This window comes from Kocuria sp. U4B, assembly GCF_054875615.1.
The window spans coordinates 2225712-2248331 of the sequence record NZ_CM142180.1 but is presented as its reverse complement, the minus strand read 5'-3'; the positions used below and the strand labels follow the sequence as shown (position 1 = coordinate 2248331).

Genomic DNA, 22620 nt, shown 5'->3' with positions numbered 1-22620 from the left:
GTCAGGCCCTCGGGCCGGGCGGCTCGTCGTGCAGCTCGGACAGGGCACGGCGCAGCTCGCCGTAGCGCCGGGTCCCGAGCCGCGCACACCACTCGGCCTCCACCCCGGCCACCACGCCGGCGGCCACCGCCTGGGCCGCCCGTCCCCGCTCGGCGATGGTCACGAGCCGGGCCCGGGCGTCGGCCGGATCCGGGCGGCGCGCCACGTAGCCCTCCTGCTCCATGGCCTGCACGAGCACGCTGGCGGTCTGCTTGGTCACGCGGGCCTGCTCGGCGAGGTGGACCAGGCGGGTGCCGGACGGGCCGATGCGCTGGAAGATCCGCGCCTGGGCGAAGGAGAGGTCCGCGAACCCGGCGGCGTGCAGCGCCGCCATGACGCGGTCCTCCATGTCCCGGTAGGGGTAGTAGAGCAGCAGCCCCGTGTTCGTCGCCGCGAGCGCGTCCGCCTCGTCCTGCATGCCACCCCTTGACGTCGAGCCGCCCACGGCCGGAGAATTTAGTCAGGAATGCTGACTACTTGGGGGAGAGTACCATGGACCGCGACGCCGTCTGGAACGCCATCCAGCAGGAGCGGGCCGCACTGGCGGACCTGCTCGAGACCCTCACCCCCGAGGAGTGGGAGCACCCGACCCTGTGCCCCGGCTGGACCGTGCGCGACGTGGCCGCCCACGTCATCTCCTCCCCGCAGGTCGGGGTCGCCGACCTGATCGTGATCCTGTGGCGGGGCCGCGGGAACTTCGACCGGTCCATGTACCTCGACGCCCGGAGCCGGGGGCGGCAGCCGGTCGAGGCGATCGTCGCCGACTACCGCCGGCTGGACGGCTCCCGGCGCCACCCGGTGACCACCAGCATCCGCGAGCCGCTCGTGGACGTCCTCGTGCACACCCAGGACATCGCCCTGCCCCTGGGCCGGCGCCACCCGATGCCGCCGGAGGCCGCGCGCACCGCCGCGGAGCGGGTCTGGTCCATGTCCTTCCCGTTCCGGGCCCGCCGGCGGCTGCACGGCCTGAGCCTCGTGGCCACCGACGTCGACTGGCGCGTGGGCCGCGGCCCGGAGGTCCGCGGCCCCATGGAGGCCCTGCTCCTGCTGCTGACCGGCCGCACGGCCGCCCTCGGCCGGCTGGAGGGCCCGGGGACGTCCCGCCTGGCGTCCGGGGCCCCGCAGGGCGCCCCACCGCCCGCCCCGGGCCGCGCCGGGCACCCTTGACACCCCGCGGACACGGCGGGGACGCTGGTGGACAGCGGCGCACGCCGCGGCCCCCCCTCTGCCCCGAGGTGCCCCATGGTCCACCGGATCCTCTTCCTGCACGGCGCGGGCCCCCAGCCCGCCGCGAACCCGCTGCTGCAGGCCGTACGCCGGCAGTGGCCGGACGCCGACCTGATCGCGCCCGCCCTGCCCAGACCGGAGGACCCCGATCCGGACCTGTGGCAGGAGGCGATCGGCCGGGTGATCCGCGCGATCCCGGACGAGCCCTGGGTGATCGTGGGCCACTCCCTGGGCGGCTCCGAGGCCCTGCGGTTCCTCTGCCACCGCATCCCGACGCTGCTGCAGCGGGTGGTCACCGTGGCCTCCCCCGCGTGGGACCCCGAGGACCCGGGGTGGAGCGAGCCCGGGTTCGCCCTGCCGCCCACGGCGGGCCGGACCCTCGCGGACCTGGAGATCGTGGTGGTCCACGCCGAGGACGACGACGTCGTCCCGCCCGAGCACGCCCGCAGGCTCGGCGAGCGCCTGCCGTCGGCGCACGTGGTGATGCTGCCGAGCGGCGGTCACCTGCCGACCGGGTGGACCGGCCGGGGGCTGATCTGCTGACCGCGAGGGGCCTGCGGGCCGGGCCGCGCGCTCAGACCGGGGTCGGCAGGACGTTGTGGTTGAGCCGGAAGAGGTTCTGCGGGTCGTAGCGGTTCTTGAGCGCCACCAGGCGGTGGTGCTTTTCCCGCCCGTAGGCCCGGCGCGCGGCCTCCACCGGGTCGTGCGCGTCCTCGGCGCCCAGGAAGTTGACGTACTCGCCGTGCTCGGCGAAAGGCTGCATCCGGGCGTGGACGTGCCGGGCGAAGGCCGTGAGCCGCTCGTCCTCCCCGGGGTCGCGCCAGAAGCCGTAGACGTTGAGCCAGAACCGCGCGGAGCGGTTGGGGAAGGCCGTGGCCTCCTCGGGCACGCGCCCGAAGGCGCCCTCGAGGTGGTGGACGTCGATGCCGGTGCCCCGCCAGGTGATCCCGGACGCGAGCTCCACGAGGACGCCGACGACCTCCTCGTCCAGCCGGGAGAAGGACACGTTCTTCCAGTAGCCGCGCGAGCCCCGCGGGAAGACGCTGTCCATCGCGGACTGCCACACCGGCCACGGCGTGGGCCCCGCTTCCTCCGCGTCCGGCGGCGCCGCGGAGCGCAGCCGGTCGACGAGCGCCAGCCCGGCCCTGTGGTCCTCGGAGATCCACGCGAAGCCCACCGTCATCCACGGATCGTCCCCCATCCCGAACTCGGGCGGCAGGACCATGAACGTGACGATGGGAGTCATCTCGTCCGGCAGCGCGTGGGCCCATCCGGCGAACGCGCTCAGGGCGCTCTCCCAGCGGGGACGGCGGTAGAAGAGGTTGCCGGCGAGCACTAGGGACGGCAGCCGGCGGGCGCGGAAGGTGAAGGAGGAGACCACGCCGAAGTTGCCCCCGCCGCCGCGCAGCCCCCAGAACAGCTCGGCGTTCTCCTCCTCGCTCGCGTGCAGGTGGTCGCACGCGGCGGTGACCACGTCGGCGGAGTCGAGGTTGTCGAGGGTCAGCCCGTCGCTGCGGGTCATCCAGCCGATGCCTCCGCCCAGGGCGAGTCCCGCGACGCCCGTCGCGCTGACCACACCCGACGGGACGGCGAGCCCGTGGCGGGTGGTGGCGCGGTCGAGGTCCGCGAGGGTGGCGCCCGGCTCGACGCTGACGAGCTGGTTCGCCGGGTCGACGACGACCCCCCGCAGCTCGCCCAGGTCCAGGACGAGCCCGTCCTCGACGGTGCCGTGACCGGCGATGTTGTGCCCGCCGCCGCGCACCGCCAGCGGCAGGCCCGTGCGCTGCGCGGCGGCCAGGACGAGGTCGATGTCGCGAATGCTCCCGGCGCGCGCGACGGCCACCGGGTGGACGTCGATCATGCCGTTCCAGACCCGGCGGGCCTCGTCGTAGCCGGCGTCCCCGCGCTCGACGAGCCTCCCGGTCATGCGCTCCCGCAGCTCCTCCAACGCCCGGGCGGTCATGGCGCCCGGCCCGTCATGGTCCGTGGTGCTCATGGTCCTCGCCCCCGCGCGGATGAACCTACAGGTCAAAGCCTGATTCTAGTCCTCCCGCCCCACGGCGGCAGGCGGCCCCGGGGTCACGCCTGCGTAACTCCGGGGACCGGTTCACCCGGCCGGCGCGGGGGACGTCGATTCCGGGGCCGGAGCGGCCGGGGCCGTCGTCCCCGGGGCCGGTTCCTGCTCGTCCGGCACACCGTTGCCGTCGGCGTCCGGGTCCTGGGCGTTCAGCAGGCCGTCGCCGTCCCGGTCCTCGTCCTGGGCGTTGAGGATCTTGTCCCCGTCGAGGTCGTCGTCCTCGGCGTTGCGGATCCCGTCACCGTCCAGGTCCGGATCCTTGACATCGAGGATGCCGTCCTTGTCGGTGTCGCGCGTGGCGTCCGGCGTCGGCACCACCGGCTTCGGCGTCGGCACGGGGTCCGCCTCCGGCTTCGGTGTCAGCACAGGCTTGGGCGTCGGCACGGGGTCCGGCTTCGGCGTCGGCTCCGGCTTGGGCGTCGGCACGGGCTCCAGCTCCGGCTTCGGCGTCAGCACGGGGTCCGGCTTCGGCGGCGGCACCACCACCGGCTTGGGCGTCGGCACGGGCTCCAGCTCCGGCTCCGGCACCACCACCGGCTCCGGCTTCGGCTTGGCGGCAGGCTTTTCGGCCTGCTCGGCGGCTTTCTCCTTCGCCTTCTTCTCCGCTGCTTTCTTGGCCTCTGCGGCCTTCTGCTCTGCAGCCTTCTTGGCCTGTGCTGCCTTCTGCTCGGCCGTCTTCTTGGCCTCCGCGGCCTTCTTCTCTGCGGCCTTCTTGGCCTGTGCAGCCTTCTGCTCGGCCGCCTTCTTCTCCGCGACCTCCTCTTCGGCCGTCTTCTGCTCGGCGGTCTCCTGCTCGGGGACCTCGAGCGAGTACTTGCTGCGGGAGGCGGGGATGACGCGCGTGCCGTCGATCCAGTCGAAGGACTGCGGGTCCACGGCCTTGCCGTTGATCCAGGTCTCGAAGTGCAGGTGCGGGCCGGTCACCCGGATCCCGGTCTGTCCCACGGACCCGAGCTGCTCGGAGGCGACCAGCCGGTCTCCCACCTGCACCCGGACGTCGTCGAGGTGGTTGTAGGTGGTCTTCAGGCCGTCCGCGTGGACGACCTCCACCCGGTTGCCACCCCACACGTCCCAGAACACAGCCGTCACCACGCCGTCGAGAGCGGCGACGACCGGGAGCCCCTGCGCCGCGGAGACGTCGGTGCCGTTGTGGAACTCCCGCCCGCCGCGGTCGGGCGCGATCCGCCAGCCGAAGTCGCCCCCGGACAGGACGACCCCCGGGCTGGTCGGGGCGATCAGGGTGTTGACGGGCAGCTCGCCCACGTGCAGTGTCGGGGCACGACGGCCCGGACGGACGGTCGAGGCCTGCCCGCGGTCGGCGCCGTCACCACGGCCCAGCCCCTGCCGCCACGACCCGTCACCGGCGGCTCCGTCACGGACGGGGGACGGGGAGCGGCCGTCCCGCAGCGGAGCGGACGGCGGGCTCACCGGGTCCGGCCCGGCCGCGAGCAGGCTCGGTCCGGCGCCCGGCCGCTCCCCGGAGGTCACCGGGGACCCGAAGGCCGAGCCCTGGCCGGCCCCCGTCCCGGTCTGCGCCCCGGGTTCCATGCCGGAGCTCACGGCCACGCTCAGGGCCACGAGAGCCGAGAACGCGGAGAGGGCGACCACCGGCGAGGAGGCGCGGCGGCGCAGGTCGGGTCCGGATGGGCGGCGCGTGAAGTCGCGGGGCATGGCGGCATTTCCCCCAGGGAGGCGCGAGGTGCGACGGAAAGGGCGAGCAGGAGTTCGAGATGCTGGCGTCCAGCGTGCCCAGCTTAAGCGAACGCCGCATGTCGGCCGAGGAAACGTCCGTCCCCACTTCGGCGCGATGTCACACGATGACTCAATGCAGATTCAATGAACGTGGGCGCGCGAGCGGCTGGACCACGGGGCCTGCACCGGGGCGGCCGGCACCCCGGCCACCAGGGCAGGATCAGTACGGCCCGGACCACCCGTCCTCGACCAGCCCCCGGGCGTAGGCGGCCTGGCCGACGTGCTGGGCGGCGTCGTCGACCGTGCTCACCAGCCGCACCCCCCGGGTGACGGGCGGGTCCCAGCTCCGGTCCACCACGTCGTCGAGCTGGGCGGCGGTGAGCCCGTGCACGTACGCCACGACGTGGTCGACCACGGCGTCGAGGTAGCCGCGCAGCAGCTCCGGGGAGCTGACGCGGATCCTCGCCACGTCCTCGGGCCCGTCGCCGAAGCCCGTGGGCGAGCCGGGGACGCCGAGGCCGAAACGGGCGCTCCAGCCCTGCGCGGTCCACACCTCCGGCGTGCCTGCGAGGGCGGCGACCTGGGCGTCCTGCTGGCGGGCCGCGTGCCACACGAGCCACGCGATCGAGTTGGCGGTCCCGCCCGGCATGGCGTGCAGCACCTCCGGGCGGATCCCGTCGAGGACGTGCGCCGCCACCTGGGACGGACGCCGGGCGGCGTCCTCGAACAGCTCCTGCGGGGTCATCGTGGTCGCTCCTCCGGGATCGCCGGGGCCGGGTGCCCCTCCCCCGCCGAGCCTACGTCCGGACGGGCGGCGGTGCGCCGGTCAGCGCGGAGCCGTCCGCAGCACGCGGGCGACCGTGAGCGCCGCCACCGCCACGAGGCCCGTCATCACGACGGCCGTCCAGTGCATGCCCGCCGTGAACGCCGCGAACGCGGCCTCCTGCACGGCCGGGCCGAGCGCGCCGGCACCGTCCGCGACCTCGACGGCCGCGCCGAGCGTCTCGTGCGCGGCGGCCGCCGCCCCCGGGTCCAGGGCCGCCGGCAGCTCGAGGTGGCGCTGGTAGAAGGCCGTCAGCAGCCCGCCCAGGACGGCGGTGCCCAGCACGGCCCCCACCTCGTAGCCGGTCTCCGAGATCGCCGACGCCGCACCCGCCTTCCGGGGCGGCGCCGCGGCGAGGATCAGGTCGTTGGAGAGGGTCTCGGCGAGCCCGATGCCGGCGCCGACCAGGCAGAACCCCCCGAGGACCACCAGGGGCCCCGCGGCGGGGTCCGCGAGGGCGACCACGAGGAACCCGGTGGCCGAGACGGCCATCCCGGTCACGATGACGGTCCGTGCCGCCAGCCGGCGGACCGCCCGCACGGCCGCGAACCCGGAGAGCACGGTCAGGGCCAGGCCCGGGACCATGGTCAGCCCCGCGGTCATGGTGTCGAGGCCCACCACGAGCTGGAGGTACTGGGTGAGCATGAACAGGAAGCCCATCAGCCCCACGTTGCCCAGCACGTTGACCGTCACGCCGCCGGTGAAGCCGGGGTGGCGGAAGAGGCCGAGGTCCAGCATCGGGTGCTCGAGCACGGCCTGCCGGCGCGCGAACAGCACGCCGAAGAGCACTCCGAAGGCCGTGCTGAGCAGGCCGTCGAAGAGCTCCCCGGAGGCGGTGAGCGCCTTGATCCCGTAGACGACCGGGGCCATGGCGAGCATGGCGAGCACCACGGAGGCCACGTCCACGGGCCCGGGCCGGGGGTCGCGGGACTCCGGGACCAGCAGGGGGCCCAGCACCAGCAGCGGGACGAGCACGGGCACGGCCATGAGGAAGACCGAGCCCCACCAGAAGTGGTTGAGCAGGAAGCCGCCGACGATCGGGCCGAGGGCCGCCCCGCCGCTGAAGCCGCCGGCCCAGACCGCGATCGCGATCCGGCGCTGGCGCGGGTCGAGGAAGATGTTGCGCAGCAGGGACAGGGTGGCGGGCATCAGCATCGCCCCGAAGAAGCCCATGGCGGCGCGCCCGGCCACGAGCAGCTCGGCGGTGGGCGCGAAGGCCGACGTGGCCGAGACGGCCGCGAAGCCGGTGCCGCCGATCAGCAGCAGCCGCCGCCGGCCGATGCGGTCGCCCAGGCTGCCCATGGGGATCAGCAGGCCCGCCAGCACGAGGGCGTAGACGTCCACGATCCACAGCAGCTGCGTGCCCGTGGGGTGCAGGGCCCGGGAGACGGACGGCAGGGCGAAGCTCAGGGCCGTGTTGTCGACCGACACGAGCAGGACGGGGAGCATCAGGACCGCGAGCGCGGCCCACTCCCGCGCACCTGCCGTGGGACGGGACGTCAGCAGGGCGGTCATGGTTCACCTCCGGGAGAACGTGGGGGACGGTCGGCCTCGATAACTGTACCGTCTAGACGGTACAGTTATCGGCCGCCTGGCACAATGGGGCAGCAGTCCGAACCAGGGAGGTCTTCCTCACATGCCGCGCCGACCCGTGGCCCGGGACAAGCTCCTGGCCGCCTTCGAGCAGATCGTCCTCGACGACGGCGAGCGCGCCGCCACCCTCGACGCCGTGGCCGCGGCCGCGGGGGTGTCCAAGGGCGGGCTGCTCTACCACTTCCCCCACCGCCAGTCGCTGGTGGACGCGACCCTGCAGCGCCTCGAGGAGCTCATGCACCAGGACCTCGAGGCGATGGCCGCCGCGCAGGACGGCGCGGCGCGGTACTTCCTCACCACGTCCCTGTTCGAGGACAGCGAGCTGGACCGGGCCCTCATCGTGGCGTCCCGGCTGGTCCAGTCCGGCGACGAGAACGCCCGGACGGCCCTGAAGCGCCTCGAGGAGGCGTGGTACGAGCTGATCCTCGCGGACGTGGGCGACGCCGTGGTCGCCACCGCGGTGCAGCAGATGGGCGACGGGCTCTACCACAACGCGTCGATCGGGCTGCTGCCCGACGGCTCGCCGGAGCGCCACGCGATCCTGACGTCCCTGCTGGCGGTCGTGGACCGGCTCAGCCCCCGGTCATGAGCGCGCCGCGGCGGCGGCCGTGCGCAGCGCGACGAGGATCCGCTGCCGGGTCTCCTCGCGGCGGTGGCCGTTGCGCAGCGACGGGTGCGGCACGCCCAGCACGGGCAGCAGCCGCGGCGGCTCCTCGACGGTGAGCAGGCGCATCATCCCGGTCAGGGCGGGAGCCCCGACGGTCACGACGACGCGCAGCTGCGGCAGCGCCCCGACCAGCGCCCGCAGGGCCGGCCCGGCCTCGACGAGGTCGTCCGTCCTCGGCGGCCGGTGCCGGCCCCCGGCGTCGCGCAGCGCCCACGGCACCACGTTCCAGCGCAGGTAGTCCCCGCGCGCGAGGCCGGAGGCCTCCCGCAGCTGCCGGAAGGCCCGGGCCGTGGGGTCGGCGTTGTCCTCGGAGCTGAAGCCGAGGTCACCGGCCGCGACGGTGGCGGGCCCGGGCGCCTCCATGAGCACGAGCACGCGGGCCGCGGTGCCGCCGCCGTCGGGGTCGATCCACGGCACGAACCGGTGCTCCGCCCGCCACGAGCGGACCAGGGCGTTGAGCGGGGCCACGTGCGCCTCGTCCACGCGGGCGCGCTTGTCGGCCGGGGAGCCCACCGGGTCGGTCGTCGGCAGGCTCACCGGGACGGTCCCCCGCGCCCCCGGTCCCACGGAGCCCGCGGTGGCGTCCGGACGTGCTCGGGACGCAAACCCAGGCCGATGAACCGGCCGGTCAGGTGCGGCAGGAACGGCAGCGCGCGCACCAGCCCGAGCGGCACCGGAGGCTTCGGCCGGCCCCCGGACCGGGGCGGGACGAGCCGGCGCGCCAGCACCAGCTGGAACAGCTGGGTGACCCGCGCGGGCCAGGCCCGTCGGCGCTGCACGCGGGCGAGGTCCCGGTCCCGGACCTCGCCGCGCAGCAGCCGCGGCCCCAGCTCGTTCGCGGCCGCGACCGCGTCCTGGATCGCGAGGTTGATCCCCACCCCGCCGGCCGGGGACATCGCGTGGGCCGCGTCGCCCAGGAACAGCAGCCCCGGCCGCCACCAGCGGCGCAGCCGGTCCACGCGCACGCGCAGCAGCTTCACCTGCTCCCAGTCCTCGATCGCCGTGAGCCCCTCGGCGAGGGGCGGCGCCACCCCGCGCACCCGGGCGCGGAAGGCCTCCAGCCCCCCGGTCCGCAGCTGCTCGTACTGCCCCGCCGGGATGATCAGGGCGGCCTGCCAGTAGTCCGGCCGGGGCAGCACGACCACGGCACCGTCGCCCGCGTTGAACAGGGGCATCTGCTGCCCCGGCTCCCGGGGCACCCGGAACCACAGGACGTCGATCCGCGAGCGCGAGGCCACGGGCGCCAGGCCTGCGGCCTCCCGCAGCACGGAGTCCCGCCCGTCCGTGGCCAGGACCAGGTCCGCCCGCACGTGCACGGGCGTCCCGGCGCCGTCGTGCGCGACGACGCCGGCGCACCGCCCGTCCTCGACGAGCAGGCCGTCGACCGGGGTGGAGCGCAGCAGCCGGAACGCGGGCAGCTCCGCGCCGCGGTCGGCGAGGAAGTCCAGGAAGTCCCACTGGGGCATGAACGCGATGAAGGGGCACCGCACGGGGAGGCGGTCGAAGCGGCCGACGACGATCTCGCCCCCGTCGCCGGTGACGGAGATGGTCGCCCGCTCGACGCGCGTGTGCGGCAGCCGCAGGAACTCGTCGAGCCAGCCCAGCTCGGCCATGAGCTCGGTCGTGGAGGGGTGGATCGTGTCGCCGCGGAAGTCGCGCAGGAAGTCCGCGTGCTTCTCGAGCACGACCACGTCCACGCCCTGCCGGGCGAGCAGCACCCCGGCCATCAGCCCGGCGGGGCCGCCGCCCACGACGCAGCACGTGGTGGTGAGGACCGTCGGATCCACCATGAGAGCCTCCCGCCTGTGCCGGACGGACCGGTCGCCTGTGCCGACGATCGCACTACGACCCCTGGCAGATCAAGAGCCACGAGGGGCTAGACTCACCGGCAGTGGCACGGGGTGCCCGCACCGGGGTTCGGCGGCGGGCTGAGAACAGACCCGTCGAACCTGATCCAGTCAGCACTGGCGGAGGGATGTCACGCGGTGGAGGTCCGTCGTCGCGTTCGCCCCCGCCCCGTTCAAGGGAACGCCCATGCGAATCGCAGAGCAGATCGTCCTGGTCACCGGCGGCGGCCGCGGCCTCGGCCGCCGCATCGTCCAGGCCTTCGCGGCCGAGGGCGCGAAGGTGGTGATCAACCACCGGACGAGCGGGGCGGCCGCGCAGGAGCTCGCGGACCGGCTGACCCCCGAGCGGGCCGTGGCGCTGCCCGCCGACGTCACCGATCCCGGGCAGGTCTCCGCCATGCTCGAGCGCGCCCGGGACCACTTCGGCGCCCCGGTCACGACCGTGGTCAACAACGCGCTGGCGGACTTCTCCTTCAACGGCGACGCCCGGTCGGGCGCCGCGGAGATCGGCTGGGACGAGTTCGCCGCCCAGTTCTCCGGCACCGTCCGAGGGGCCCTCAACACGACGCAGGCGGTCCTGCCGGGGATGCAGGAGCAGGGCTCCGGGCGGATCGTCAACGTCGGCACCAACCTGTTCCAGAACCCGGTGGTGCCCTACCACGACTACACGGCGGCCAAGGCGGCGCTGCTCTCGCTGACCCGGACCCTGGCCAAGGACCTGGGCCGGCACGGCGTCACGGTGAACATGGTCTCCGGCGGGCTGCTGCGCACCACGGACGCCAGCGCGGCCACCCCCGAGGAGGTCTTCGACCTCATCGCCTCCTCCACCCCGCTGGGCCGCGTCACCACCCCGGAGGAGTTCGCCGACGCCGTCCTGTTCTTCGCGTCGCCCTGGGCGCGCTCGGTCACCGGGCAGAACCTGGTGGTCGACGGCGGACTGGTCATGGGGTGAGCCGGGCCCTCGTGCGCACCGATCGGCAGCTGCACCTCAACGCCTTCCTCTTCGGCGCCGGCCACCACGGCGCGGCGTGGCGGCGCCCCGGCTCCCCCGTGGAGCAGCTCGGGGACATCTCCTACTACGAACGCCTGGCCCGGACGGCCGAGCGCGGCCTCTTCGACGCCGTGTTCTTCGCCGACGGGCACAGTGCCGGTGACGTCGCCTCGGGGCCCCGCTGGTTCCTCGAGCCGCTGACCGCCCTGTCCGCCATGGCTCGCGCCACCGAGCGGATCGGGCTGGTCTGCACCGTCTCGACCACGTTCTCCACCCCGTTCCACGCCGCGCGGATGCTGGCCTCCCTCGACCACATCAGCGGGGGACGGGCGGGGTGGAACGTGGTGACCTCCATGTTCGCCGAGGAGGCCCGCAACCACGGCTGGGCGGCCATGCCGCCGCGGGAGCAGCGCTACGAGCGGGCGCAGGAGTTCGTCGAGGTCGCCCAGCGGCTGTGGGACTCGTGGGCCGACGACGCCCTGGTCGCCGACCGGGACGGCGTCTACGCCGACCCGGCGCTGCTGCACCGCCTCGACCACGCCGGCGAGCACTTCCGGGTGGACGGGCCGCTGACCGTGCCCCGTCCCCCGCAGGGCAGGCCGGTGCTGTTCCAGGCCGGCGCGTCGGGCCCCGGGCGCGAGCTGGCCGCCCGGCACGCGGAGGCGGTCTCCGCGGTGGCCTGCGACCTCTCCGCCGGCCAGGACTACTACGCCGACCTCAAGGCTCGCATCGCCGCGGCGGGACGGGACCCGCACACCGTGGCGGTCATGCCCGGGCTGGTCGCCTACGTGGGGTCCACGGAGGAGGAGGCGCGGGCCCAGCAGGCCGCCGTGGACGCGCTGCTGCCCACCGAGCAGTCACTGGCCCAGCTGGGCACGTTCGTCCAGCAGGACTGCAGCGGGTGGGAGCTCGACGCCCCGGTGCCGGTACTGCCGTCACCGCAGGAGTTCACCGGCCCCCAGGGCCGGTACGCCACGATCCTGCGGATCGTCGAGGTCGAGCGGCCCACGGTGCGCCAGCTCCTCGGCAGGCTCGCCGCCGGCGGCGGCCACTGGACCGTGGCCGGCACCCCGGGGGGCATCGCGGACCGGATCGAGCGGTGGTTCCGCGCGGGAGCCGCCGACGGGTTCAACCTCATGCCCCCGCTGCTGCCGGACTTCCTGGAGGGCTTCGTCGACCACGTCGTCCCGGAGCTCCAGCGGCGCGGCCTCTTCCGCACCTGCTACGACGCCGCCACCCTGCGCGGGCACCTCGGGCTCGCCCGGCCGGGCGCGGGGGCCCGGGCCCGGCGGCCTCAGGCCTCCCCGGGCGTGCCCCGCACCAGCAGCCCCTCGTGCTCCTCGACGAGCTTGAGGGAGAGCTCCTTGTAGCCCACGGCCTCGAAGAGGACGGTGATCCGGTCCGGCTCGGCGCCCATCACGATCCCGGGCCCCCACTCGCGGTGCGAGACGGGGGTCTGGATCTCCCAGCCGTGGGGCGTGGCCGCCTGCCGCTGCTCGGCCTCGGCCGCGGAGCCCGCCTGGTCGCACCGGTCGCAGTTGCCGCACCAGCCGTCGGTCTCCTCGCCGAAGTAGTTGAGCAGCCAGTCCCGGCGGCACCCGTCCGTCTCGGCGTAGCCGCGCATCATCTCGATCCGCGACCTGTCGATCCGGTGCTGGCTCTCCGCCTCCGCGAGCGCGGCGGCCACGGCCTTCGCGGGCGTGGCCCCCTCGACGGCGCGGTAGCCCTCGCGCCGGGCCACGATGCCGCCGCTGTGCTCGAGCAGGTGCAGGGCCCGGGCCTGGGCGCGCGGGCCGAGCCCCGTGCGCGCGCGCAGCTCGCGGGCCCGCACGGGCCCCGCCTCGCGGACCGCCCGGAAGACCTGCTCCACGTCGCCCTCCTCGGGGGAGGCGCCGGCGAAGTACTGCTGCAGGCCCAGGTCCTCGGAGCGGTAGTGCAGCACGGCGAGGGCGGGCTGCCCGTCGCGGCCCGCGCGGCCGATCTCCTGGTAGTAGCTGTCCAGGGAGTCGGTGATGTCCGCGTGGACCACGAACCGCACGTCCGGCTTGTCGATGCCCATCCCGAACGCCGTGGTGGCCACCACCACGTCGAGCTCGCCGTCCAGGAAGCGGGCGTGGACGTCCTCCCGCTCGGACTGCTTCCGGCCCGCGTGGTAGGCCGCCGCGCGCAGCCCGCGCCCGGCCAGCTCGTCGGCGTAGGCCTCCGTCTCCTTCCGGGTCGCCACGTAGACCAGCCCGGGTCCGCCCAGGCCCGCGACCTCGTGGAGGACGGCCCGCCGCTTGTCGGCGGCCTCGTGGTGGCGCACCACCCGCAGCTCGATGTTGGGCCGGTCGAAGCTCTGCACGATCACCAGGGGCTCCCGCATCCCCAGCCGGTCGAGGATCTCGGCGCGGGTGTGCGGGGACGCCGTGGCGGTCAGCGCCACCACCGGCGGGTGGCCCAGCCGCTCGACGGTCTCGCTGAGCACGAGGTAGTCGGGGCGGAAGTCGTGGCCCCAGGAGGAGATGCAGTGCGCCTCGTCCACCACGAACAGGGAGGGCGGGTGCGCCGCCAGCCGCTCGACGGTCTCCTCGCGGGCCAGTTGCTCGGGGGCGAGGAAGAGGAACTTCGCCTGCCCGCTCTCGAGGGCCTCCCACGCCGCGCGCTCGCGGCGGGCGCCGACCCGCGAGTTGACGGCGAAGGCCCGCTCGGTGCCGAGGTCGGCGTTGATCGCCTCCACCTGGTCGTGCTGGAGGGCGATCAGCGGGGACACGACCACCGCGGTCCCCGGCAGGACCGTGCCGGGGACCTGGTAGATCGCGGACTTGCCGTGGCCGGTGGGCATCACCGCCAGCACGTCCCGGCCGGCGGCCGCCGCCTCCATGGCCTCGAGCTGCCCCTCCCGGAACTCCTCGATGCCGAAGGAGGCCGCGGCAGCCTCCCGCAGCCGCCGCACCGCGTCCGCGCCGTCCGTCACGCCGTCCGTCACGCTGTTCGTCATGTTCTTCGTCACCGGCCTAGAACGGGTACCGGGCGTGCCCCTCCTCCTGGATGGTGACCCACCGCCGCTCGCTGAAGGACTCGACCCCGGCGTGACCGCCGAACTTGCCGTAGCCCGACTCCTGGATCCCGCCGAACGGGGCCTGCGGCTCGTCGGCCACGGACTGGTCGTTGACGTGCACGATGCCGGTCTTGAGCCGCTTCGCCACGGACAGCCCGCGCGCCCGGTCCTCGGTGATGACGCCCGCGGTGAGCCCGTAGTTGGTGTTGTTGGCGAACTCGACGGCCTCGTCGGGGCCGTCGACCTCGAACACGGTGGTGATGGCGCCGAAGATCTCGTCGTGGAAGATGTCCATCTCGGGGGTGACGTCCGAGAGCACGGTCGCCGGCACGAGCGCGTTCCCCAGCCGGTGGCCGCCGGCGTGCACCGAGGCGCCCTTGGCCACGGCGTCGTCGATGAGCCCGTACTGGCGCTCGGCCGACCGGGCGTTGACCGCGGGGCCGATGACCGTGGTGGGGTCCGTCGGGTCCCCGGTGGGCAGGTGCTTGACCTTCTCGGCGAAGCGCTCGGTGAACTCCCCGGCGACGCTGCGGTCCACGAGCACGCGGTCCACGGACATGCAGATCTGCCCGGCGTTCATGTACGCGCCGAAGGCGGCGGCGTCCACGGCGTAGTCCAGGTCGGCGTCGTCGAGGACCACCAGGCTGTTCTTCCCGCCGAGCTCGAGCACGGCGGGCTTGAGGTGCTGGGCCGCGAGGGTGCCGACGGTCCGGCCCACCGCGGTGGAGCCCGTGAAGTTCACGCAGCGCACCCGGTTGTCGGAGATCAGGGTGGCGACCACCTCGGCGGCGTCGGAGCGGTCGTTCGTCACGACGTTGAGCGCCCCCGCCGGCAGGCCCGCCTCGATCAGCGCGTCGGCGAGGAACAGCCCGCACGCCAGGGGGGCGTCCTCGCTCGGCTTCATGACCACCGTGTTGCCCACGGCCAGCGGCACCGCGATCGAGCGCATGCCGAGGATGAACGGGGCGTTCCACGGGGAGATGGCGGCGACCACGCCGTAGGGCTGGCGCACCGACATCGAGATCACGCCGGGCATGTCGGTCGCCAGGACCTCGCCCTGGGGCAGGGTCGTGGCCCCGGCCGCCTCGCGCAGGATGTTGGCGGCCAGGTGCGTGTTGAACTCGGCCCAGCCGCGCACGCCGCCGACCTCCTTGGCCATGATCTCGGCGCCCTCCTCGACGCGGGACTCGAAGATGTCCGCCGCGCGCAGGAAGATCCGGCGCCGGGCGCTGGGGGGCGTCGCGGCCCACTGCTCGGAGGCCGCCGCGGCGGCGTCGACGGCCCGCGTCACGTCCTCGGGCGCGCCGGCCGCGACCGTGGCGAACACCTCGCCCGTGTAGGGGTTGACGTCCTCGGTGGTCCGCCCGCTCAGGGCCGGGACGTGCTCGCCGTTGATGATCAGGTCTCGGGTGATGCTCACTGCGTACCTTCCGATCGGGGTGCGGCCCCGGAGGGGACCTCATCAGGACAGCAACCTTACTGTCCGTTGCGGGGAACGCCAATGGTCCGCCCGGCGCGGGCGGTGGCGGAGAATGGGCGCCGTGGAACTCCTCGCCGTCGCCGCGCTCGCCGTCCTCGTGGGCTCGGCCCTGCAGCGCGTCTCGGGGACCGGCGTGGGCCTCGTCGTCGCCCCGACCCTGGCGCTGCTGCTGGGCCCGGCCACGGGAGTGCTCGTGACCAACGCGACGACGACCGTCTCCGGCTTCCTGATCATGCTCTCCGTGTGGCGCCACGTCGACTGGCGCCGCTACGCGTTGATCGCCCCCGCGGCGGCCGTCGGCGCGGTGCCCGCCGCCCTGCTGGTGCGGGAGCTGCCCGCGGCCTGGCTGCAGGTCGTGATCGGGGCCGTGGTCCTGCTCGCCCTGGCCACCATGCTCGGCCTGCCCCGGCTGCCCGAGTGGCGTGGAGGGCTGCCCACCGTGCTCGCCGGGGCGATCGGCGGGTTCTTCAACACCACGGCCGGGGTGGCGGCCCCCGTGATGGTGATCCACTCCCGCCTGGCCCGGTGGGAGCAGCGCTCCTTCGCAGCCACCCTGCAACCGGTGTTCATGACGATGGGCGCCCTCTCCGTGCTGACCAAGACCGCGTTCGGGGCGGTCGGCACCGGAGGGCTGCCGCCGTGGTGGGTGGCGCCGGGCATCGTCCTCACCGTGGTGCTGGGCGTGCGGATCGGCACCCTGGCCTCCCGCCGGGTGCCCGTCGCCACGGCCCGCGCGCTCGCCCTCGTGCTGGCGGGTCTCGGCGGGGCCGTCACCCTCGGGCGCGGCCTCGTGGGAGTGCTGTGAGGCCGCCCGCGGGTCCGCGCGTCAGCTCTCCCGGGCCCTGCGCGTCGCGGCGGCGTTGGCCTTCTTGATCGCGTCGACGAGCTCCTTCTTGGTCATGTAGGAGCGGCCCTCGACGCCGAGCCGCTGCGCCACCTCGTAGAGGTGGCGCTTGGACGCGTTGGCGTCGACGCCGGCGGCGGTCCCGGCCTGCGCGTCCCGCCCGCCCTCGGCGTGCTCGTCGGAGGGACCGTACTCCTCCTTCTCCTCCCAGTGGTCGCCGACCTTCTCGTGGGTGTGCTTGAGGGAGGCGTAGGCGGTGCGGGCGGCGTGCTCCTCGTCGCCGTACTGCTCCAGCGCGGCGTCGTAGGTCTTGGCGAAGGTGTCCTGGGCCTTCTGCCCGGAGCGCTGGAGGGTGGAGGGCAGCTCGCCCTTCCTGGCGTGGTCGTCCTGGCCGGTCTTCGGCACGGGGTGCTCCTTCGGTCGGGATCCGTGGGGGATGGTGGGGGGCGGATCAGAAGACGGGCGTCCCTCCGGTGACGCCGAGGACGGTGCCGCTGACGTAGCTGGCCTCGGCCGGGGAGGCAAGGAAGACGTAGGCGCCGGCGAGCTCGGCGGGCTGGCCGATGCGCCCCAGGGGCGTGTCCCGGCCCATGCCGGCGACGGCCTCCGGCTCCTTGGTGGCCGGCTGCAGCGGGGTCCAGACCGGGCCGGGGGCCACGGCGTTGACGCGGATCCCCTCGGGCCCCAGCTCGGTGGCGAGGCTCGCGGTGACGTTGTTGAGCGCCGCCTTGGTGGCCGCGTAGTCGATCATCGACACGGAGGGGTTGTAGGCCTGCATCGAGGTGGTGTTGATGATGCAGTCGCCGCGGCCCAGGTGCGGCAGCGCCGCCTGGGTGATCCACAGTGTGCCGTAGAGGTTGGTGCGCACGGCCCGCTCCAGGTCCTCCGTCCTCAGCCCCTTGAGCCCGTGCTCGCCGCGGGCCCAGTGGAAGCCGGCGTTGTTGACGACGACGTTGAGCCCGCCCAGGCCCTCGACGGCCCGGGCCACGATGTCCTGGCAGCTCTGCTCCTCGCGCAGGTCCCCGGGGACCAGGACGGCCGTGCGGCCGGCCTTCTCGATCCAGCCCGCGACGTCGCGCGCGTCCTCCTCCTCCTCGGGCAGGTAGTTGATGGCCACGTCGGCGCCCTCCCGGGCGAACGCGATGGCCACGGCCCGGCCGATGCCGGAGTCACCACCGGTGATCAGGGCCCTCAGGCCCTCGAGGCGGCCGTGGCCCACCCAGGACGACTCCCCGTGGTCGGGCACCGGGTCCATCCGGGCGGTCAGCCCGGGGGGCGTCTGCTGCTGCTCGGGCATCCCTCCCTCGGCGTCGGCCATCTGCTGGGCGTGGTGGGACACGGGCGCTTCGGGCATCTCGGCTCCTTCGATCAGGGTGCTTACTTTCTCGTCGTCTCCCAGCCTAGGAGGCGCGGCCGGGCTTGTCTGCCCCCGGGATGCGGAAATTCCCGGGCGGACGCCCTCGACGCTCCACGAGTCCCGTTGATAGGTTCGCGGCACGCCCTGCCTCACGCACCGCCGAACGGGAGAGGTCCATGAGCCCCGACATGAAGCCCCGCAGCCGCCAGGTCACCGACGGCCTCGACGCGACCGCCAGCCGTGGCATGCTCCGTGCCGTCGGCATGGGCGACGACGACTGGGACAAGCCCCAGATCGGCATCGCCAGTTCGTGGAACGACATCACGCCGTGCAACCTCTCCCTGGACCGCCTGGCCCAGGGCTGCCGGGAGGGCGTCCACGCCGGCGGGGGCTATCCCCTGCAGTTCGGCACGATCTCCGTCTCGGACGGGATCTCCATGGGCCACCAGGGGATGCACTTCTCCCTGGTCTCCCGCGAGGTGATCGCCGACTCCGTGGAGACCGTGATGCAGGCGGAGCGCCTCGACGGGTCCGTGCTGCTGGCCGGGTGCGACAAGTCCCTGCCCGGCATGCTCATGGCCGCGGCCCGCCTGGACCTCGCCGCGGTCTTCCTCTACGCCGGCACCATCGCCCCGGGCTGGGTGAAGCTCACCGACGGCACCGAGAAGGACGTCACCCTCATCGACGCGTTCGAGGCCGTGGGCGCGTGCAAGGCCGGGCTCATGGGCCGCGAGGACCTGGACCGGATCGAGCGGGCGATCTGCCCCGGCGAGGGCGCCTGCGGCGGGATGTACACGGCGAACACGATGGCGTCCGTGGCCGAGGCCATCGGGATGAGCCTGCCCGGGTCCGCCGCCCCGCCCTCGGCGGACCGGCGCCGCGACCAGTTCGCCCACCGCTCCGGGGAGGCCGTGGTCGAGATGCTCCGGCAGGGCATCACCGCCCGCGACGTCCTCACCCGGGAGGCGTTCGAGAACGCGATCACCGTGCTCATGGCCCTCGGCGGCTCCACGAACGCGGTGCTGCACCTGCTCGCCATCGCCCACGAGGCGGACGTGGACCTGAGCCTCGAGGACTTCGACCGGATCGGCGACCGGGTCCCCCACCTGGCCGACGTCAAGCCGTTCGGCCGCTACGTGATGAACGACGTCGACCGCCACGGCGGCATCCCGGTGGTGATGAAGCTCCTGCTGGACGCCGGGCTGCTGCACGGCGACGTCCTCACGGTCACCGGCAGGACCCTCGCCGAGAACCTCGACGCCATCGGCCCCGGCCCGGTGGACGGCCAGGTCATCCGCCGCCTCGACGACCCGATCCACCGCACGGGCGGCATCACGATCCTGCACGGCTCGCTGGCCCCGGAGGGCGCGGTCGTGAAGTCCGCGGGCTTCGACGCCGAGGCCTTCGAGGGCCCCGCCCGGGTCTTCGAGCGGGAGCAGGCCGCGATGGACGCGCTCGAGGCCGGGACCGTCGCCGCCGGGGACGTCCTCGTCATCCGCTACGAGGGCCCGAAGGGCGGGCCCGGCATGCGGGAGATGCTCGCCATCACCGGCGCCATCAAGGGCGCCGGCCTCGGCAAGGACGTGCTCCTGCTGACCGACGGCCGGTTCTCCGGCGGCACCACGGGCCTGTGCATCGGCCACATCGCCCCCGAGGCCGTCGACGCCGGGCCGATCGCCTTCGTGCGCGACGGCGACCGCGTGAGCGTGGACCTCACGGCCCGCACCCTCGAGCTGCTCGTGGACGAGGAGGAGCTGGCGCGCCGCCGCGAGGGCTGGGCCCCGCTGCCCCCGCAGTACACCGGCGGGGTGCTCGGCAAGTACGCCAAGCTGGTGCGCTCCGCGTCCCTCGGCGCGGTCACCGGCTGACCGCGCCGGGCCGCGGGCCACCGGGCGAGGGGCGGGGCGGGGATGGACTGGGCCGGCTGGGGCCTCTTCGGGCTGCTGGCCACCAGCGCCCTGACCCTGGTGATGATCGCCGCGCAGATGGCCGGCCTCACCCGCCTGGACCTCCCGCTCGTGCTGGGCGCCCTCGTGACCCCGGACCCCGACCGCGCCCGGGTCGCGGGCGGCTTCCTGCACCTGGCCGCGGGGCAGTGCTTCGCGCTCGGCTACGCGGGCACGTTCGCCCTGCTCGGCCGGAGCACGTGGTGGCTCGGGGCGCTGCTGGGCCTGCTCCACGGCGCCGTCGCCCTGACCCTGGTCCTGCCGCTCCTGCCCGGGGTGCACCCCCGGATGGCGTCGCACCGTGCGGGGCCGGCCAGCACGGCCGTCCTGGAGCCGCCGGGGCTGCTCGGGCTGAACTACGGCTTCCAGACCCCCGTGGTCGCCGCCGTGGCCCACGTCCTCTACGGCGCCCTCCTCGGTCTGCTCCTCGGGCCGGGCTGAGCGGCGGAGGCGGCGGTGCCGGCGACAGGGCGGGGCGGGGACGCGCCCCCTCCCGGGGCGGTTCCCCCGCGTCCGGTGCCGATCGGCGAGCACGGGCTGCTGGGCGGCACCCGCACGGGCGCGCTCGTGACCGGCGACGGGACGATCGACTGGTGCTGCCTGCCGCGCTTCGACGGCGAGCCCGTGTTCGGGGCCCTGCTCGGCGGGCCCGGGGCGGGACGCTTCCGCCTCGGCCCCGCTGGACCCGCGGCCCCGTCGGCGCGGCGCTACCGCGGGCACACCGCCACCCTGGAGACGACCTGGGCGACCGGCTCCGGCCGCCTGGTGCTCCGGGAGGCGATGGTGGCGGAGGTGTCCGGGCGGCTGCTGCCGGCCACCCTGCTGGTGCGGCAGCTGTCCGCCGAGGGCGCCCCGGCGAGCGCCGTGGTCGACTTCGACCCCCGGCTGGGGGAACGGCACCGGCGCCCCCGCGTCCGCCGCGGACCGGTGCTCGTGTGCGACTTCGGCCGGCTCGCCCTGTCCCTGGGCGCCGACCCGCCCGTGGAGGTGGAGCCCGGCCGCCCGGGGACCTTCACCGTGGTGCCCGGCCGGCCGGTCACCTTCGTGCTGGCCGCCGCCCACGGCGAACCCCTCGTCCACGTCGACCCGGCCACCGCCTGGGGCCTCGTCGAGGCCGACGAGGCCCTGTGGCGGGAGTGGGCGGCGGGCATCGACCAGGGCCTGCCCTTCCGGGAGGCCGTGGTCCGCAGCATGCTCACCCTGCGCCTGCTGACCTGCTCCCCCTCCGGGGCGCCGGTGGCGGCGCCGACCACGTCCCTGCCGGAGGACCCGGGCGGGGTGCGCAACTGGGACTACCGCTACACGTGGCCGCGCGACGCCAGCATCGGGGTGAGCACCTTCCTCGGCACGGGGAAGGTGCTGGAGGCGGAGCGCTTCCTCGGGTGGCTGCTGCACGCCAGCCGTCTGGACCGGCCCCGGCTGCCCGCGCTGCTCACCCTGATGGGGTGCCGCGTGCCCGCGGAGCGGTCGCTGGCGGGGTGGCCGGGCTACGCCGGGAGCGCGCCGGTGCGCACGGGCAACGGCGCCGCCGACCAGCACCAGCTCGACGGGTACGGGTGGGTGGTCGACGCGGCGTGGACCTATGTGCAGGCCGGCCACCGGCTGAACTCGGAGGCGTGGCGGGCGATGCGGGGCTTCGCCGACCTGGTGGCCCGGCGGTGGCGGGAGCCCGACGCGGGGATCTGGGAGCTGCGGGCGGACGCGGCCCACCACGTCCACTCCAAGCTGATGGGCTGGCTCGCCCTGGACCGGGCGCTGCGGATCGGGCAGGGCCACCGCCTGGGCGAGGGGCAGCGGCGGCGGTGGCGGACCGCCCGGGACGAGCTGGCCGCCGAGGTCAGGACCCGCGGCTTCGACCCGGCCCGGGGCAGCTACACCCGCGCCTACGGCTCCCCCGACCTGGACGCGGCCCTGCTGCTGCTCCCCGCCCTGGGCTTCGAGCCCCCCGGCTCGTCCCGCAGCCGCGGCACCGTGGACGCCGTCCGGCGCGAGCTGTCGGCCGGCGGGCCTCTCCTGTACCGCTACCCGCCCGGCCGCGACGGCCTGCCCGGGGGCGAGGGGGCCTTCCTGCCCTGCTCGTTCTGGCTCGTCCAGGCGCTGGCCCGGACCGGGCGCCGCGCCGAGGCGACCGAGCTGTTCGGGGCGCTGCTCGCACGGGCCACCCCGCTCGGCCTCTACGGGGAGGAGATGGACCCGGCCACCGGCGCCCACCTGGGCAACTTCCCCCAGGCCCTCACCCACGCCGCGCTCGTCCAGGCGGTGCTCACGCTGCGCGACACCGCGCCCTAGCGGATCCGCTCGAAGTGCAGCTGCATCCACGGGGCCCACTCGCCGCCGGCCTGGCGCTCCCACAGCGCGTCCATGGCGTCCGCGCCGGTGAGGCGCAGCGTCGAGCGCACGCCGTCTCCCGTCAGGAGCAGCACGCCCTCGCCCGCCGGGGCGAGGCGCATCTCGTCGTAGCGGCCGCTCGCGTCGAAGGCGCGCATGGCGAGCGCGCCGCGCCCGTCGGGGTCCCCGATGAGCTCGAGCGCGACGGTGCGCACGCCGCCCACCAGCACGTCGACCCGGTGGAGCACCCACCGGCCGCCCTCCATGAGCTCGTACTCGTCGGTGCCGGCGATCGCCGCCTCCCGGGCGCCGGTCCGCGCCAGCACGTGCCCGCTCGTGCGCCAGAGCCCGAGCAGCGGGCGCAGTCCGTCCAGGGCCTCGGCGTCCACGGGTCCTCCTCGGGCGCCCCTCCCGGACGGGGCGGGAGGGGCCGGGGAACGTGACGTGCCTGTGCCCGCCGCCGGTCCGCCGCCACCGCACGGCATGTCCCGATCGTGGGGCCGTCCGGCGCCGGGGTCAAGCGGCGGCTCCCGTCGTCGACGGCGCGCGGCGGAGACGCTCCTGCGCCGGGCCCCGCGCACGACCTTTCCCGCCACATCCGGGAACGATCCGCCGAACCCCTTCCGCGGCGGGCCCGCCCCGCCCACAATCGTGAACAGACCGTGCCAC

Annotated in this window: 21 protein-coding genes and 1 riboswitch; of the genes, 9 read left to right on the top strand and 12 right to left on the bottom strand. The window is 74.8% G+C overall.

Annotated elements, in window-relative coordinates; translation table 11 throughout:
- Position 1: 1 nt before the first annotated feature.
- On the bottom strand, positions 2 to 457 hold the full coding sequence (locus tag ACYSMR_RS10650) for a MarR family winged helix-turn-helix transcriptional regulator (RefSeq protein ID WP_461745153.1): 456 nt from the start codon (positions 455 to 457) through the stop codon (positions 2 to 4).
- A 74-nt stretch (positions 458 to 531) separates the two neighbouring features.
- Between ACYSMR_RS10650 and ACYSMR_RS10645 the strand changes: the two genes are divergently transcribed.
- Positions 532 to 1206, top strand: a complete 675-nt coding sequence (locus tag ACYSMR_RS10645) for a maleylpyruvate isomerase family mycothiol-dependent enzyme (protein ID WP_461745151.1) — start codon at positions 532 to 534, stop codon at positions 1204 to 1206.
- Between the two features lie 75 nt (positions 1207 to 1281).
- On the top strand, positions 1282 to 1809 hold the full coding sequence (locus ACYSMR_RS10640; RefSeq protein WP_251332170.1) for an alpha/beta fold hydrolase: 528 nt from the start codon (positions 1282 to 1284) through the stop codon (positions 1807 to 1809).
- A gap of 31 nt (positions 1810 to 1840) precedes the next feature.
- Here the strand turns inward: ACYSMR_RS10640 and ACYSMR_RS10635 are convergent, their stop codons facing one another.
- The 4 genes from ACYSMR_RS10635 to ACYSMR_RS10620 form a co-directional block, all read right to left on the bottom strand.
- Positions 1841 to 3262 carry an FAD-binding oxidoreductase gene (locus ACYSMR_RS10635; protein ID WP_461745149.1) on the bottom strand — a complete coding sequence of 474 codons (1422 nt, stop codon included), beginning with the start codon at positions 3260 to 3262 and terminating at the stop codon, positions 1841 to 1843.
- A gap of 111 nt (positions 3263 to 3373) precedes the next feature.
- Positions 3374 to 5014 (bottom strand): M23 family metallopeptidase, encoded by a 1641-nt coding sequence (locus tag ACYSMR_RS10630; protein WP_461745147.1) that lies wholly within the window; start codon positions 5012 to 5014, stop codon positions 3374 to 3376.
- A gap of 241 nt (positions 5015 to 5255) precedes the next feature.
- A complete protein-coding gene (locus ACYSMR_RS10625; RefSeq protein ID WP_309126505.1) occupies positions 5256 to 5780 on the bottom strand; it encodes a mycothiol transferase in 525 nt (174 codons plus the stop codon).
- 81 nt (positions 5781 to 5861) lie between these two features.
- A complete protein-coding gene (locus tag ACYSMR_RS10620) occupies positions 5862 to 7373 on the bottom strand; it encodes an MFS transporter (RefSeq protein WP_461745144.1) in 1512 nt (503 codons plus the stop codon).
- A gap of 121 nt (positions 7374 to 7494) precedes the next feature.
- On the opposite strand from ACYSMR_RS10620, the gene ACYSMR_RS10615 reads away from it, so the two are divergent.
- Positions 7495 to 8040: a TetR family transcriptional regulator gene (locus ACYSMR_RS10615; RefSeq protein ID WP_251332175.1), complete on the top strand. Its 546-nt coding sequence runs from the start codon at positions 7495 to 7497 to the stop codon at positions 8038 to 8040.
- Here ACYSMR_RS10615 and ACYSMR_RS10610 read toward each other — a convergent pair.
- Positions 8035 to 8655, bottom strand: coding sequence for a uracil-DNA glycosylase (locus tag ACYSMR_RS10610; protein ID WP_461745142.1), 621 nt, complete (start codon positions 8653 to 8655; stop codon positions 8035 to 8037). The genes ACYSMR_RS10615 and ACYSMR_RS10610 overlap by 6 nt on opposite strands.
- Positions 8652 to 9908 (bottom strand): FAD-dependent oxidoreductase, encoded by a 1257-nt coding sequence (locus ACYSMR_RS10605; protein WP_251332177.1) that lies wholly within the window; start codon positions 9906 to 9908, stop codon positions 8652 to 8654. The genes ACYSMR_RS10610 and ACYSMR_RS10605 overlap by 4 nt, the downstream gene beginning before the upstream one ends.
- Positions 9909 to 10005: 97 nt before the next feature.
- A riboswitch (TPP riboswitch) is annotated at positions 10006 to 10111 on the top strand.
- Between the two features lie 41 nt (positions 10112 to 10152).
- Between ACYSMR_RS10605 and ACYSMR_RS10600 the strand changes: the two genes are divergently transcribed.
- Both ACYSMR_RS10600 and ACYSMR_RS10595 read left to right on the top strand, forming a co-directional pair.
- The gene (locus ACYSMR_RS10600) at positions 10153 to 10917 is read left to right on the top strand and encodes a 3-oxoacyl-ACP reductase (protein ID WP_461745140.1); all 765 of its coding nucleotides are present in this window, start codon (positions 10153 to 10155) and stop codon (positions 10915 to 10917) included.
- The gene (locus tag ACYSMR_RS10595; protein WP_461745138.1) at positions 10914 to 12326 is read left to right on the top strand and encodes an LLM class flavin-dependent oxidoreductase; all 1413 of its coding nucleotides are present in this window, start codon (positions 10914 to 10916) and stop codon (positions 12324 to 12326) included. The genes ACYSMR_RS10600 and ACYSMR_RS10595 overlap by 4 nt, the downstream gene beginning before the upstream one ends.
- Here ACYSMR_RS10595 and ACYSMR_RS10590 read toward each other — a convergent pair.
- Positions 12251 to 13936 carry a RecQ family ATP-dependent DNA helicase gene (locus tag ACYSMR_RS10590; RefSeq protein WP_309125666.1) on the bottom strand — a complete coding sequence of 562 codons (1686 nt, stop codon included), beginning with the start codon at positions 13934 to 13936 and terminating at the stop codon, positions 12251 to 12253. The genes ACYSMR_RS10595 and ACYSMR_RS10590 overlap by 76 nt on opposite strands.
- Before the next feature lie 16 nt (positions 13937 to 13952).
- Positions 13953 to 15416: an aldehyde dehydrogenase family protein gene (locus ACYSMR_RS10585; protein ID WP_251332179.1), complete on the bottom strand. Its 1464-nt coding sequence runs from the start codon at positions 15414 to 15416 to the stop codon at positions 13953 to 13955.
- Positions 15417 to 15528: 112 nt separating this feature from the next.
- Between ACYSMR_RS10585 and ACYSMR_RS10580 the strand changes: the two genes are divergently transcribed.
- Positions 15529 to 16281: a sulfite exporter TauE/SafE family protein gene (locus ACYSMR_RS10580; protein ID WP_251332180.1), complete on the top strand. Its 753-nt coding sequence runs from the start codon at positions 15529 to 15531 to the stop codon at positions 16279 to 16281.
- A gap of 21 nt (positions 16282 to 16302) precedes the next feature.
- On the opposite strand, the gene ACYSMR_RS10575 is transcribed toward ACYSMR_RS10580, so the two are convergent.
- Positions 16303 to 16725, bottom strand: a complete 423-nt coding sequence (locus tag ACYSMR_RS10575) for a ChaB family protein (RefSeq protein ID WP_461745135.1) — start codon at positions 16723 to 16725, stop codon at positions 16303 to 16305.
- A gap of 46 nt (positions 16726 to 16771) precedes the next feature.
- Positions 16772 to 17674, bottom strand: coding sequence for an SDR family oxidoreductase (locus ACYSMR_RS10570; RefSeq protein ID WP_309125664.1), 903 nt, complete (start codon positions 17672 to 17674; stop codon positions 16772 to 16774).
- 179 nt (positions 17675 to 17853) lie between these two features.
- Here ACYSMR_RS10570 and ilvD point away from each other — a divergent pair, with 179 nt between their 5' ends.
- From ilvD to ACYSMR_RS10555, 3 genes are all read left to right on the top strand, one after another.
- Positions 17854 to 19545, top strand: coding sequence for a dihydroxy-acid dehydratase (gene ilvD / locus ACYSMR_RS10565; protein ID WP_461745133.1), 1692 nt, complete (start codon positions 17854 to 17856; stop codon positions 19543 to 19545).
- 42 nt (positions 19546 to 19587) lie between these two features.
- Positions 19588 to 20064 carry a hypothetical protein gene (locus ACYSMR_RS10560; RefSeq protein ID WP_461745131.1) on the top strand — a complete coding sequence of 159 codons (477 nt, stop codon included), beginning with the start codon at positions 19588 to 19590 and terminating at the stop codon, positions 20062 to 20064.
- A 75-nt stretch (positions 20065 to 20139) separates the two neighbouring features.
- Positions 20140 to 21912 (top strand): glycoside hydrolase family 15 protein, encoded by a 1773-nt coding sequence (locus tag ACYSMR_RS10555; protein WP_461745129.1) that lies wholly within the window; start codon positions 20140 to 20142, stop codon positions 21910 to 21912.
- Here the strand turns inward: ACYSMR_RS10555 and ACYSMR_RS10550 are convergent.
- Entirely contained in the window at positions 21909 to 22340 is a 432-nt protein-coding gene (locus ACYSMR_RS10550) for a hypothetical protein (protein WP_309126415.1), read from the bottom strand. The two genes, ACYSMR_RS10555 and ACYSMR_RS10550, sit on opposite strands and share 4 nt — an antisense overlap.
- Positions 22341 to 22620 lie beyond the last annotated feature (280 nt).